This window comes from Paenibacillus sp. DRB1-1 (assembly GCF_052119485.1).
Lineage (GTDB): Bacteria > Bacillota > Bacilli > Paenibacillales > Paenibacillaceae > Paenibacillus > Paenibacillus polymyxa_B.
This window is the reverse complement of sequence record NZ_JBODQH010000001.1, coordinates 2,060,585-2,073,746: the sequence shown is the minus strand read 5'-3', so window position 1 is coordinate 2,073,746 and position 13,162 is coordinate 2,060,585. Positions and strand designations below refer to the sequence as shown.

The following is a 13,162-nucleotide window of genomic DNA, read 5'->3' as shown; positions in this document are numbered from 1 at the left end:
GGGGGTACAGAAATGTGGAAATTTACACTGCGTCGGCTGCTGGTTATGATCCCTCAACTTTTTGCACTGAGCGTGCTTATATTTTTCCTGGCTAAGGCTATGCCGGGGGATGCCCTGACAGGACTTATTACATCGACACCCAATCTGAATCCGGCTGCACTGGAAGAACAGCGACAAAGACTGGGACTGAATGACCCGGTGTGGGTGCAGTATGGGAACTGGCTCGTCCAGCTTGCTCACGGGGATCTAGGCAAATCTTATGTACATAAAATTAGCGTTACCGATCTGATTGGCAGCCGTCTGGGAAACACGTTTTTTCTGGGCGTAGTAATTCTGGTTCTGACGTATCTGATCGCCATTCCGCTCGGCGTACTCAGCGGTCGTTATCAGCATAGTCTGCTGGACAAAGCCGTAGTGGGCTATACCTATCTCAGCTTTGCGACACCTCTATTTATACTCGCGTTGTTGCTGCTATACGTATTCGGATTCAGGCTTGGCTGGTTTCCAACCAGCGGCAGTGTGGATGTAGGCGTGGAGCCGGGAACATGGTCATATTATGTGAACAAGTCGTATCATCTCATTTTACCGGCGGTTACAGGCGCATTGCTCAGTACAACGGCTACGATTCAGTATTTGCGCAATGAGGTCATTGACACACGACTGAAGGATTTTGTGAAAACAGCGCGTTCCAAAGGGGTGCCCGAAGGTAAAATTTATTCTCGCCATATTTTCAAAAACTCTCTATTGCCGATTGCTGCCTTTTTGGGCTATGACCTGACGGGAGTAATTGCAGGAAATATTTTCCTTGAATCTATTTTCGGTTATCCGGGGTTGGGCCAATTATTTCTCCAGTCCATCACTCAACGGGATTTTTCAGTCGTGAACGCGTTGGTCATGATCTCTGGCTTCTTGGCGCTATTAGGGACCCTTTTATCTGATGTCATCCTAAGTAAAGTTGATCCCCGCATTCGAATTGAATAGCGAACAAGTCTAGAGAAAGGGAGGGATTATGGTGTCTATACAGGTGGAGGAGGCCTTCACGCCGGAAATCATTCGTGAATCACCATCCAGTTGGTCTGTACTACGTCGTGAGCTGGTGCGTGACAAAATGGCCTTGGTTTCCATTGGCTTTGTAATTCTGTTTTTGATCTTTATCTATGCCTCTGTCCTGTTTGTAAATCAGGATGTAGTCACGACGGTGGATTTGGGCGCAATCCGTGAAGCTCCCGGCTCAGTGCATTGGCTGGGTACAGACCGAGCGGGTAGGGATATTTTCGGTCAGCTGGTCATTGGAGCCCGCAATTCCTTCACCATCGGCTTTACGATTACATTGTTATCCGCCGCTATTGGCTTAACGTTAGGTTTGCTGGCTGGTTTTTATGGGGGGCTGGTCGATAACATCATCATGCGGATCATTGATTTTATTCTGGTACTTCCATTTTTGATGCTGGTCATCGTGTTTGTCAGCATTGTACCCAAAAGCGGGATAGGGTCCTTTATTTTCATTATGACCGCCTTTTTATGGATTGGAAAAGCACGTCTGATCCGGGCCAAGGTGTTGTCGGAGCGCGAACTGGATTATGTGCAGGCTTCCAAAACCCTTGGCACACCCAATTGGAAAATCATCTGGTTTGGCGTGCTGCCTAATCTTAGCTCGGTCGTGATCGTTAATCTGACCCTCAGCCTCGCGGGAAATATCGGGATTGAGACCGGGCTTTCTTATCTCGGCTTTGGCTTACCGGAATCTACGCCAAGCTTGGGTACACTGGTGAGTTATGCGAATGACCCGGATGTTTTGCAGAATAGCTGGTGGATGTGGTTGCCTGCCTCACTGCTTATTTTGGTGTTAATGCTGGCGATTAACTTTATTGGTCAGGCGCTCAAACGCGCCACGGATGCTAGACAACGACTGGGTTAAACGAAGTTCAAGGATAAGGACAATGACAAGGAGGGATTTGCAATGGTTAAACGCTGGAAAAAAGGAATTCTGCCTGTTCTATCTGCAATTTTGGTGCTTTCACTGGCCGCATGCAGCGGCTCGCCTTCCGCTTCAAATGGAGGGAAATCGTCTGACGGTACAGGCGGCTCAGGGTCCGACAGCAAGCAGGTGAATACGACAGCGCTGGCGAAGGCGATCAAGAACGATAAGGCCCCGATTAAGGGTGGCATCATCAATTATGCACTCGTGTCTGATACCCCTTTTGAAGGTATTCTGAATCCTGTATTTTATGAAGGCAATCCTGATTTTGAAGTCTTCCAGTTTTTCTACCCTTCTATGTTTTCGATTGACTCCAATCTAAATATTGACGATAAAGGGGCGGCGACGATTTCCTTTTCCCCAGACAATAAGGCGGTGACTGTCAAAATTGATCCCAAACTGAACTGGACGGATGGTAATCCCGTAACGGCGGAGGACTATGCTTTTTCCTATGAAGTGATCGGTCATAAAGACTACGAAGGTCCGCGTTATGATAGCTTTATGACCAACATTGTGGGCATGGAGGATTATCACGCAGGTAAAGCCAAAACCATTTCCGGTATCAAGGTGCTGAATGAGAAAGAGGTTACCATTCGTTTTAAGGAACCTAATCCTTCGGTGAAATCGGGGCTGTGGTCTACACCACTGGAGAAAAAGGTGTTTCAGAATATCCCCGTGAAAGATATGGCCGGATCTGATCCTGTCCGCAAAAATCCGATTGGCTATGGACCGTTCAAAATTAAATCAATGGTCACAGGTGAATCTGTGGAATTCGTCAAAAATGAAGATTATTTCCACGGTGAGCCCAAGTTGGATGGACTTCATCTGAAGGTGGTGAACCCGAATGTCATTACCGAGGCGCTGAAAAGTGGAGAAGTTGACTGGGCCAGCTATCCAACCACCCGTTACAATGAGGCCAGCAATCCGAAAAATGTACAGTTTCTCGGTCAGGAGGAATTATCTTATAGCTATGTGGGCTTTAAGATGGGCAAATTCGATCAGGCCAAGAATCTAAATATCATGGACCCGAACGCCAAGCTGGCGAACAAGTCATTGCGTCAGGCCCTTGGCTATGCGCTGAATAATGAGCAGGTCGGCAAGCAGCTCTATCATGGACTTCGGATTCCAGCAACATCCCTGATTCCGCCTGCCTTTAAGGGATATCATGATGTGAATGCGAAGGGCATCACATATGATCCAGACAAGGCGAAAAAGCTGCTGGACGAGGCAGGATATGTGGACACCAATGGAGATGGATACCGTGAGGACCCCAAGGGCAAGGAACTGGTGCTCCATTATGCGGCAATGAGCGGAGATGCGACGGCTGAATCGCTGGCAAAGTTTTATTTGCAAAACTGGAAGGATGTCGGACTTCATGTCGAGCTGGTGGACGGTCGTCTGCTTGAGTTCAATTCTTTCTATGATCGTGTGCAGAAGGATGACCCCGGCATTGATATTTTTGGCGGCGCATGGAGTACAGGTACAGATGTAAACCCTAGTGGGCTGTATGGACGCGGAGCCAGCTTTAACTACTCGCGCTTTACCAGTGAAGAGAATGATAAGCTGTTGCAGGAAGGGGTGTCTGTGAAAGCCTTTGACGACAATTATCGTAAAGATATATACAATCAGTGGCAGGCGTATATGAGCGAGGAGGCGCCCATTGTACCGACGTTATTCCGTTATTCGTTGGAGGCAGTGAATAATCGGGTAGCTAATTACGATATTACCCGTGGCAAGGAGTATGATGCAGACACGTTTGCGAATATTACGTTAACTGCGGAAAAAGCAGAAGTAGCCCAATAATCTCAAAAAAGCGCAATAACCTGAAGAAGAAGCGCGAACCGGATGGATCCGATTTTGCGCTTCTTTTGACCTTTTCATGCAATCATTCTGGGGATTCTCGAAGGGAGAGAAAGAAGACGGAAATACGTCAGCTTCAATACTTCATTGCCGTATGCGAGGAACTGCACTTTACGAAAGCTTCGGAAAAGATCGGAATCTCCCAACCCACGCTTAGCTTGCAAATTAAGGCGTTGGAAGAGGAATTGGGCATGACACTTTTTGACCGTGCAGGCAAGAAAATTAAAATGACAGATGCCGGGAAATTGTTGCTGCAACACAGTGCACATGCGCTCAAGGATTTACAGCAAGCAAAGGCTTCCATTGAGGAGTTGCGCACCGAGCAACGCGGGAGTTTGCGGATTGGCATTGCATTACCGGAGCTGGAGGAACCATTACAAGAAATGCTTATCCATTTTCATCAGTCATTTCCTAAAGTCAGCCTGCACATCCATCCATCATTTGATGTAACAGAACAGCTGCTGGATAACCGAGTGGATGTTGGCATTACGCTGCATTCGGGTACGGATGAAAGGCTTGTCCAGCTTCCTCTTCGTACGGAGAACTACTGTCTTGTTGTTCCCGTAGAGCATGTGTTTTCCAACCGTTCATCCATTACACTGGACGAATTGAGGCATGTACCCTGGGCGATGCAGCCAGAGTGTCATTCCGGCAGGAAGCTGATTGAGAAGTGCTTCCGTGATCGCGGGTATCCCTTTGCAACCGTCTTGGAGACAAATTCCATACCTTCAATCCTGCGCTGGGTGCAGGAGGGACTTGCCGTAACCCTACAGACGGAGTCCCTTGCGGCAGAATTGGATCGCTCACAATTTTGCACTGTACCTATTTTGTGCGGCGTGATCCAGGGTCAACTAGAGTTGATTTATCAGTCAGGCCGTTATCAGGGAGAAGCGTTGAAGCGATTGATTGAAAAGATACAAGCTGTACTAATAGTGCGTTCCAACTAGTGGCAACCCTAATGAGTATCAGGAGCTTTAATGTGTACGAACTTCCAGCCTGCGTGCAATCAGTGACATACTGTAATTGACAGCAAAGTACAGGAAAGCTGCGAACAGCAGGGCTGGAATGACAAAGGATTGATTTTGCCCACCGACAATCTGAATGTTATGCGTCAGCTCCGGCAAACTGATAATGACAGCCAGTGAGGTATCCTTGAATAGGGAAATGAACTGGCTGACCATCGGAGGCACCATGCGACGAAGCGCTTGGGGCAGAATGATATGCCACAAGGTTTGAGAGTAGCTTAGACCGGAGGAACGTGCGGCTTCCACCTGTCCTTTATGGACCGAATTCAGGCCGCTGCGCACAATCTCGGCGATCATGGCTCCCTCGAAGATCGACAGGCCTGTAATGGCTGCCCACTTGAGGGAAATCGAAATTCCGATGGATGGTAAAACCATACCGATGAAGAAAATAATGAGCAATAATGGAAGATTGCGAATGAGATCAATGATAAAGGCTGCAACCTGTGAAATGACAGGTAAGCGGGTATAGCGCAGGATGCCGAATAAGATACCGAGAGCGAAGCTGAACACGATAGAGTAAATAGCAACCTCTAGCGTGAGCAGGAAGCCCTCCAGTATAAAACGCACATTAGGCCACACAAACAATCCACCGAAATCCATACGGGCTTCCCTCCTTAGGATGTTTTGGACAGACGCCGTTCCATGTATAGTACAAGAAAGCTAAGCGGAACCGTCAAGATAAGATACAACAGCGCCGTGATGGCGTAGACTGTGATGGGCAGGAAGGTATCCGAGTTAATGAGATCCGAGTAATACATTAGGTCCAGTCCGGCCACAATAGCCAGCACGGAAGAGTTTTTGACCAGATTAATGAATTGGTTGCCGATCGCAGGCAGTACAATTTTGATGGCTTGCGGTAAAATAATGCTGATCATCGTCTGGTTGTAACTCAACCCGGAGGACCTTGCCGCTTCAAATTGCCCCTTGGGCACAGATTGAATGCCGGCACGTATGGCTTCAGCAATAAAGGAGGCTGTGTATACAGTCAATCCGAGCGTTCCAGATACGAATCCGTCCAAAGGGATGCCCAAAGTAGGAAGTCCGAGATAAAAAAACAGTACGACGATCAGCAATGGGATATTGCGGATGACCTCTACATAGACGGTACCGATCCAGTTCAGCCATTTAAAAGGCGCAATTCGGAGGATGGCAATAATAGCCCCCAGAATAAAGCTTCCGATCAAGGCAATGACACTAGCTTGAACGGTATGAAGCAAGCCTTCTCTGAAACGGTCGCTATGATCGAAAAGTACGTTGATATCAAAAGTAAGCATCTGCGAATTTACCTCCTTATCCAGACTTAAGAAAGGAAGGAGCTCGCAATCGCGGCTCCTTCACAAGAATACTATTCGGGTTTAACCCCAAGCCATTGCTCGTGGAGCTTATCGTATTCACCGTTGCTTTTCAGTTCCTTGAGCGTATCATTAATAGCTTGTAGCAGTTCGGTTTGCCCCTTCTTTACTGCAATGCCGTAAGGTTCCTCTGTGAAGTTCCCGCCTACAAGAGTATAATTCGGGTCTTGCTGCTGCATGCCGAGCAGAATAGAGTTATCAGTAGTCAAGGCTTCTCCTTTACCTGCTTTGAGGGCGTTGAAAGCATCCTGATAGTTTTCGAATTCCAATATCGTTGCTTCAGGTGCTTTTTCACGGATATTTTTGGCGGAGGTAGAGCCTTTCACGGCGAGCACCTTGGTATTCGAGGTCAGAGACTCCAGCCCGGTGATGGGGCTCCCCTTTTTCACGAGCAGAGATTGCCCGGCGTTAAAATAGACATCGCTGAAATCGACCTGCTTTTTACGTTCATCCGAAATGGTCATCGTCGCGATAATGGCGTCAATGTCCCCGTTTTGCAATAAGGTGATTCGTGTTTTGGACGTGACTTCTTTTAGTTCAAGCTTGGTTTCATCGCCAAAAATATGTTTGGCTACAGCCTTGGCGATGTCGATATCAAAGCCTTCTACTTTTCCGCTAGCCGGGTCTTTCAGTCCGAACAGCTTGGTATCATATTTCACACCAACGACCAGTTTGCCACGCTGTTTGATCGCTTTCAGCCCGTTGACTGCTGCCGGCTCATTCGCCGACGTTGCCGCTCCTTCTTTGCCTCCACAGCCTGCCAAGACGAGCAGACAAGATAAAGCTACCAGCACCAAAGTACTCCATTGAAATCTTTTTCTCATCAGAACATTCCCCTTTCGATTTACGCTGCATTGGTAGTCTGTTTAATGATGAATCAGACGGCTCAGGAACAGACGAGCCCGTTCTTCACCCGGATTCTGAAAAAATTCGGCAGGTTGGCTGTCTTCCAAAATCTGTCCTTTGTCCATAAAAATCACGCGGTCCGCCACTTCACGTGCAAAGCCCATTTCATGAGTGACAATGACCATTGTGATGCCCTGATGGGCGAGCGAGCGCATAACATCCAGTACCTCCCCGATCGTTTCGGGATCAAGAGCTGAAGTAGGCTCGTCAAACAACATAATTTTTGGATTCATCGCGAGCCCGCGGGCGATCGCGACCCGCTGCTGCTGTCCACCGGACAATTGGGCGGGGTAGCTCTGTGCCTTTTCTTCGATTCCGACGCGCTTAAGATAGGTGATGGCTGTTTGGGTCGCTTCTTCTTTCGAGATGCCCAGTACCTTCATAGGTGCCAGTACAATGTTTTCAATCACCTTTTTGTGGGGATACAGATTGAAATGTTGGAACACCATCCCGATATTGCGGCGGAAGGCATTAATATCAATCTTTTTGTCGTGTACAGGGATCTCGTTAACGATCAGCTCCCCATCCGATATCGTTTCCAGACGATTGATGCAGCGAAGCAAGGTGCTTTTACCCGAGCCGGAGGGACCGATGATTACGACGACCTCGCCCTCCTTAATCTGAAGATTAATGTCTTTGAGTACATGGAAGTGACCGTAATGCTTGTTGACATTGCGAAACTGGATCAGAGAGCTCACCCCTTTTTAGGCTTGGATACATAGCTTAGTAGACGGATTGACATGATCAAGCTCTATTAGAATTTAAAAATTTCTCTCATGATACTATAAGCTTACAATAAAAAACAAGATTTTATGTCACTAAACTTTACGTGTAATGTATTTTGGTGTGTTTTTTGCTAGTAAACTGTTATTTATATGTTGGGAATGAATGAATATCCGTAATTTTATGTTATTAAATTTGACATAAACTATTGATCCTCGACATGCCAAGGGAGAAACGTGACAAAAGCAACGCTATGTTTTACAGTAGGGAAGAAGGAATTTAGGGTAAAGGAAGGTTAGACAATGACGAAAGCTATTTCACCGCTAGTAACGGCATTGGGCATGGAGCCCCATCCAGAAGGCGGCTGGTACAAAGAGATGTGGAAGGCCCATTTCCAAATTCCGAAGCCTGTACTGCCGGATGTGTATTCCGGTCCGCGCTTTGCAGCTTCGTCTACGTATTTCTTGCTGCATCCGGGCGAGTTCTCCGAGTGGCATGTGGTCCATTCTGATGAGCTGTGGTTATATCATAGCGGAAGCCCTGTAGAGTTGAAATTGGGTGGAAGCGGAGAAGAGCCTGGTGAAGAAACTGTGATTATCGTCGGTGCGGATGTGGAGGCAGGACAGCATCCACAAGCACTCGTCCCAGGAGCAGTATGGCAAACGGCACGTCCGCTTGGGGATGAGCCCGTGCTGGTAACCTGTGTGGTTGCACCAGGATTCCACTTTGATGATTTCAAGCTGATTGCCAAGAATCCAACTGAATTATGATGTGAGCATTGGCGGGTGTATTTCTGTAATGAACAGGAATGGCCCGCCTGATTTATGTTTACTCATAGAAATAGGATCTTTAAAATAGCTTTAGGTGCTTAGTTTGGCCTGAACAATGAGACGATGGGTGGGGTTTACGAGAGGATCACATGTAATCAGTGTAAGCAGCTTTTGTTTTTTGAAGCTTTTCAGAACAGACACGTCCGTAGGATCGACCACCTTCAGGCTATAAACGCTATATACATATTGGCTACCCTGAGTGTTTACAACAATCTTATCCCCGATCTTCAATTCATTTAGACGATTAAATAAACGTCCAGAGGTACGGGCTCGATGAGCAGCAATGGCGGCATTCCCCGCTTGTCCCAGCGTCCCCGTTTCCGGCATATGTACAGCCGCGTGTCTCATATTTATCCTCGTTGCGCCTTCCAATACAGGGAGCTTTAAAGCAATACGACTTATACTAATAGTGGCTATGGGAGTTTGTTCATTAGCGCTTGCCATGGAAGCAGGGGATGGGGAAGTATTTTGTCGTGCTTCACTAACCGGAACTTCTGTAAGACGAGTGGACAAGCGAGCATAGCTGTCTGTAAGACTGGGAGTCGATAGCGCATCGCCTTTTCCTGATGGTGGCTCGGCTGCTTTTAATAGCTTGCTTTGTTCCCGATCCTCATTCCATTCCATCGCTTTAGGAAACAAAATAAAAAGTAAGCCTAACACAATAAATACGTAGGAAAGTTTACGCAGACTCAGCAATCTCGCCTCCCCTAAGCAATATACGGATTATACATATTTTTTGAAAAATGCCCCATTCCCGACTCATTCCAATCGGGAATGAGTCGGGAGATCAGGGCAGGTGATCGGTTTTATTTTTTGTTTGTTCGTCTGAATTTCAAAAATACGCCCCATATAACCATCGCTATGCCTGTCAAATAGAACGGAACGGGGCTGCTTTCACCTGTTTGGGGCAATTGATGTAACGCAGGTGTATCCTCTGGCTCTTCAGGTTCTTTTCCCGGAACCTTGAGACGGATCTTAGGTTCGGGATCGTCTTTCGAATCCACCGGAGGAGGAGGATCTTGATGAGGTATGACGGCTGGTGGCTCCGGCTCCGGCGGTATAGGCGCAGGTTCCTCCTGTGGAGGGACTATGTCCTCCGGAGACTTTGGCAATGACGGAGGAACGGTTATAGACGGATTATCGGGTATTTCTGGATCTTTGTCATGTTTTTTACCTGAGCCTCCGGACGGGGGTGAAGGGTCGTTTTTCTTTTCTTTACGATTGGTGATCACAACCCTCTTTACACCAGAACTTTGTCGCAGTGTTGCGTCTATTTTGATCTCGAGCTTGCCCTCGGTGACTTTATAGCCCTCCGGTGCTGCCAATTCTTCCAAGATGTAATCGTCATGAAGCAAGGAGGAAAAGATGATTTTGCCTTCCGCATTGGTAGTCTGAATGAGCGGGGCTCTTTTTTGACCTTTATCATAGAGCGCAAACTGTGCGCCAGGCAGTACCTTGTCAGGCATATCTTGATCTACCTTGGTCAGCTCAAGACTTTCGGTCACACCTCCGCCAGAACCGGAGCCGGAAGACGTTCGCACGATGATTTCCTGGCTGGTTTCCCGCATCTCTGTCGTCAAGCGCTCCCCCTCAAAGGCAACCTTATTACTCACCTTGGCTTTGTCTTCAGCATGAATGAATGATTGGTATTCAAGTATAAAAGCAGTGGAAATATCCTTGGCAAAAGAAACTTCAAAAGTTTGCTGGCCTTGAGCGTCTGTCTTGATATACAGCTTGTAATCTTGGTTTCTAATCAACTCGGTGCCTTTGGTGGTATTTCCGTTGGCAGCGATGATTGTAGAGTACAAATGAAAGGAATCCTCAATTAGGATTTGATTGTTGCTAGGCTGATCTATAATTTTAGCGTTGGATACATGGGACTGTCCTTCATTGATGCGGATGCTCCAATCGATCTTATTTCCATTTTGTGTACCGACTTTAGAGACATATTCTCCGCCATGAGGTAACGTGACTTGCGCTGCCCATTCGGAGACTGTTTTTTGTCCATCCAGTAGAAGGGCTTGATTATGGATTTCCTTTTCAATCAGTTCTCCTTCCAATGAAGTTTGAAAGGTAATCCAGTAGGGAGTCTGTATCTTATTTTTGAACTGGATACGCAATTCATTACCATTTTGCTCGGAGGGGGGAATAATGGTGTATTGATCTGCCGGGATTTCAGCCCCTTTTTGTACGCCATCCCACCATCCCAGCAGGGTCATATCGTATACCTTTACGGAGGCGGGCAGTAACTTCTGACCTTGCAACAAGGGGTCTCTCACTTCCGCGTGATTCAGAATCTTGCGATTGTAGTTAGCTTTAATGTCCCAGGTAATGAGCTTGAAGGTCGCATTATAGCTTCCTTGCTTGGCACCGTTTCGTTGTGTCATAAAGTCCGGCCAGATTGGGCACTCCACGTCTTGCGATGATCTTTCTCCGTTTTCAAACTGGTATTCTATAAGGGATTTATTACGAAACTCAGGCTTCGTCGTATCCGTTTTCCAGTCATTATTATAGGTGGTTGAATACTTGATCGTATAAGCTTTCTGAATGGTTTTATGAAAAATGAGCGTAAATCCTTGTTTATAGTCCTGTGATAGCGGAACCAGCTCATAATCTGTGGGCGCACGTAGCTCCGTTGTTCCGTCAACACTTTGAATTTTCAGGGTGTCCGGTAACAAGGCCAAGCCCCCGTTTGGAAACACATCCTGAATGACAATATTTTTCATGGTGTACAAGTCCGTATTGATGGTAATCACCCAAGGTATGATTTTGGTGTTGTAATTGGGTGTGTCATACATTTTAGTCATAACTCCACTTATGATTTCCGTCGATACGATCTTCTGGGTTCCATCTGAGGTTATGATGTTTATAACTTTTTCATTTTCATAGACACGGCCTCTGGCTTGAGTCTGGTATCGGATGGTATAGGCTGAATCTACGTCGAAGTTGAATTGAAGTTTGAAGCCGTTGCGGTCCGGATAATCAACTGGGATGACAGTATACGCCCACGATGGGAGTTCCTCCAGTGTGTTTCCCTTAAATACTTTCAAAGAACCGGGCAGCAACTCTTGAGTTTTGTTGAAATGATCAATTAAAAGAGCTTTGGCTTCGGGGATTTTTGTCTCGCCGAAGTTATATCTTATGGCCCACGAGAGTGTTTGTGTGGCATGATCATATTTTTCAACCTTTTTGGACAAGAATTCTTCACCACGTTCTACCTGAACAGTAGCGGTAGCAGCAACGTTCTCTATTGCATCTCCTGAAAGTGTCGCTGTGTTGGAAAAACGTGTTTCGTCGCCAATAATACGCGTGGAATATTGAATCTGATAGGCCGTGTTAATGCTATCGTCTTGAAAACGAATCACAAACCCTGTCCCGGCTTGATCTGCTTCAATGGCATATTCACTCGCATTTACTAGGTCTCGAACAACGGTTGAGCCGTCGATATTGATTTGTAGATGATAGAGCCGGATAGAGTCTCTTCTGAGTTCCAGCCCTGAAGGAATGGGATCGGAGATGAGGGCATGTTTTACGGTGTTTAGCTGTTTGTTCACATCAATGGTCCAGTCGATCTGGTTTGTGCCAGCTATTTTCCCTTGTTTGCTTAGGGTTGGCCCTGACTGGGGTTTGACATTCACGATGACCGTTTGCACCCCGCCTTTGATCGGAATCGGAATGATGATTTCTGTACTGCCTTTCACCGTTTCTTTTGTAAACTCGGTTTTAACTTGTAGTTTACCGCTGACATTGGAGTGATTCTCTACATATTGGTTAAAGGTCATGATAACCTTGCCCTGACGATCTACTGTGAAGTATCCCACGGTTCCGTCGGTAGTGACTAACGGAGATGAGATATCAGAGTAGATGACAAACTGTTCTGGTAAATGAAAGGTGAAGGTGTCCCCTGACTTATAGGTATTGTCAGGAAGCTCCCATTCATATCCTAGTTGGATGGCTGATCCGATGTCGAATTGGCTGCCGGGACTATATACCGCATCAATGACACGACCTGTTTCGTCGGTCAGACTCAACTTCGTTAGTATGCTCTGCGGAGCTGCATCATGTTGAGATTTTGAACTGACTGCTCCTTGAACGAAGGGGACCGTGTTTGAAGGAATCTCCCCAGGAGGTTCAAGGTTTGGGACAACGTATACAGCATCTGTAACGGTATGTGTAGGATCAGATACAGCACTCTGCGGCAGTTCTGGGGCTGGAGCATCTGCGTAAGCCAGCGTTGCGCTGAAAAAGCTTTGGACAATGAGCAATAAGACAATGATCATAACATTTATTTTTGTTCTCATGCTCCAAGTGATTCTCCTATTCATCGTAATATGGGTAATGCTTTGAAATTAGTATATTCAGCATGCTAGGCTGACATGACTATCCCAATAGAAAAAAAGCCCTGATCATAGTGATCAGGGCTTTCTTCGAGAGAGGCATAGCAATTTGTGATGGATCTATGTAAAAAAGACATAATAAAAAGCTCGT

General features: G+C 46.7%; 11 protein-coding genes and 1 pseudogene. 6 read left to right on the top strand and 6 right to left on the bottom strand.

Features of this window, described 5'->3' with window-relative positions:
• Positions 1–12: 12 nt before the first annotated feature.
• The 5 genes and pseudogenes from opp4B to ACQW03_RS09125 all read left to right on the top strand — a co-directional run bounded on the left by opp4B (position 13) and on the right by ACQW03_RS09125 (position 4,785).
• The gene (opp4B, locus tag ACQW03_RS09145; protein ID WP_071639266.1) at positions 13–981 is read left to right on the top strand and encodes an oligopeptide ABC transporter permease; all 969 of its coding nucleotides are present in this window, start codon (positions 13–15) and stop codon (positions 979–981) included.
• Positions 982–1,009: 28 nt separating this feature from the next.
• On the top strand, positions 1,010–1,918 hold the full coding sequence (locus ACQW03_RS09140) for an ABC transporter permease (RefSeq protein ID WP_441949402.1): 909 nt from the start codon (positions 1,010–1,012) through the stop codon (positions 1,916–1,918).
• Between the two features lie 42 nt (positions 1,919–1,960).
• Positions 1,961–3,781 carry an oligopeptide ABC transporter substrate-binding protein gene (opp4A, locus tag ACQW03_RS09135; protein ID WP_441949400.1) on the top strand — a complete coding sequence of 607 codons (1,821 nt, stop codon included), beginning with the start codon at positions 1,961–1,963 and terminating at the stop codon, positions 3,779–3,781.
• Positions 3,782–3,846: 65 nt separating this feature from the next.
• Positions 3,847–4,023 (top strand): annotated as a pseudogene (locus ACQW03_RS09130) (LysR family transcriptional regulator); the annotation flags it as partial.
• Positions 4,024–4,029: 6 nt separating this feature from the next.
• Complete coding sequence (locus ACQW03_RS09125; protein ID WP_441952352.1) at positions 4,030–4,785, top strand: LysR family transcriptional regulator substrate-binding protein; 756 nt, start codon at positions 4,030–4,032, stop codon at positions 4,783–4,785.
• 27 nt (positions 4,786–4,812) lie between these two features.
• Here ACQW03_RS09125 and ACQW03_RS09120 read toward each other — a convergent pair whose 3' ends face one another.
• From ACQW03_RS09120 to ACQW03_RS09105, 4 genes are all read right to left on the bottom strand, one after another.
• Positions 4,813–5,463 (bottom strand): amino acid ABC transporter permease, encoded by a 651-nt coding sequence (locus ACQW03_RS09120; RefSeq protein WP_071639273.1) that lies wholly within the window; start codon positions 5,461–5,463, stop codon positions 4,813–4,815.
• Between the two features lie 14 nt (positions 5,464–5,477).
• Positions 5,478–6,137 carry an amino acid ABC transporter permease gene (locus ACQW03_RS09115; RefSeq protein WP_023986681.1) on the bottom strand — a complete coding sequence of 220 codons (660 nt, stop codon included), beginning with the start codon at positions 6,135–6,137 and terminating at the stop codon, positions 5,478–5,480.
• A 71-nt stretch (positions 6,138–6,208) separates the two neighbouring features.
• Positions 6,209–7,039: a transporter substrate-binding domain-containing protein gene (locus ACQW03_RS09110; RefSeq protein WP_441949397.1), complete on the bottom strand. Its 831-nt coding sequence runs from the start codon at positions 7,037–7,039 to the stop codon at positions 6,209–6,211.
• A 42-nt stretch (positions 7,040–7,081) separates the two neighbouring features.
• On the bottom strand, positions 7,082–7,819 hold the full coding sequence (locus tag ACQW03_RS09105; RefSeq protein WP_029514673.1) for an amino acid ABC transporter ATP-binding protein: 738 nt from the start codon (positions 7,817–7,819) through the stop codon (positions 7,082–7,084).
• Positions 7,820–8,146: 327 nt separating this feature from the next.
• Here ACQW03_RS09105 and ACQW03_RS09100 point away from each other — a divergent pair, with 327 nt between their 5' ends.
• Positions 8,147–8,614 carry a cupin domain-containing protein gene (locus ACQW03_RS09100; protein ID WP_220030625.1) on the top strand — a complete coding sequence of 156 codons (468 nt, stop codon included), beginning with the start codon at positions 8,147–8,149 and terminating at the stop codon, positions 8,612–8,614.
• Between the two features lie 90 nt (positions 8,615–8,704).
• Here the strand turns inward: ACQW03_RS09100 and ACQW03_RS09095 are convergent, their stop codons facing one another.
• On the bottom strand, positions 8,705–9,370 hold the full coding sequence (locus tag ACQW03_RS09095; RefSeq protein ID WP_071639275.1) for a class D sortase: 666 nt from the start codon (positions 9,368–9,370) through the stop codon (positions 8,705–8,707).
• Positions 9,371–9,480: 110 nt separating this feature from the next.
• Positions 9,481–12,975, bottom strand: coding sequence for a collagen binding domain-containing protein (locus ACQW03_RS09090; protein WP_441949394.1), 3,495 nt, complete (start codon positions 12,973–12,975; stop codon positions 9,481–9,483).
• Positions 12,976–13,162: the final 187 nt, after the last annotated feature.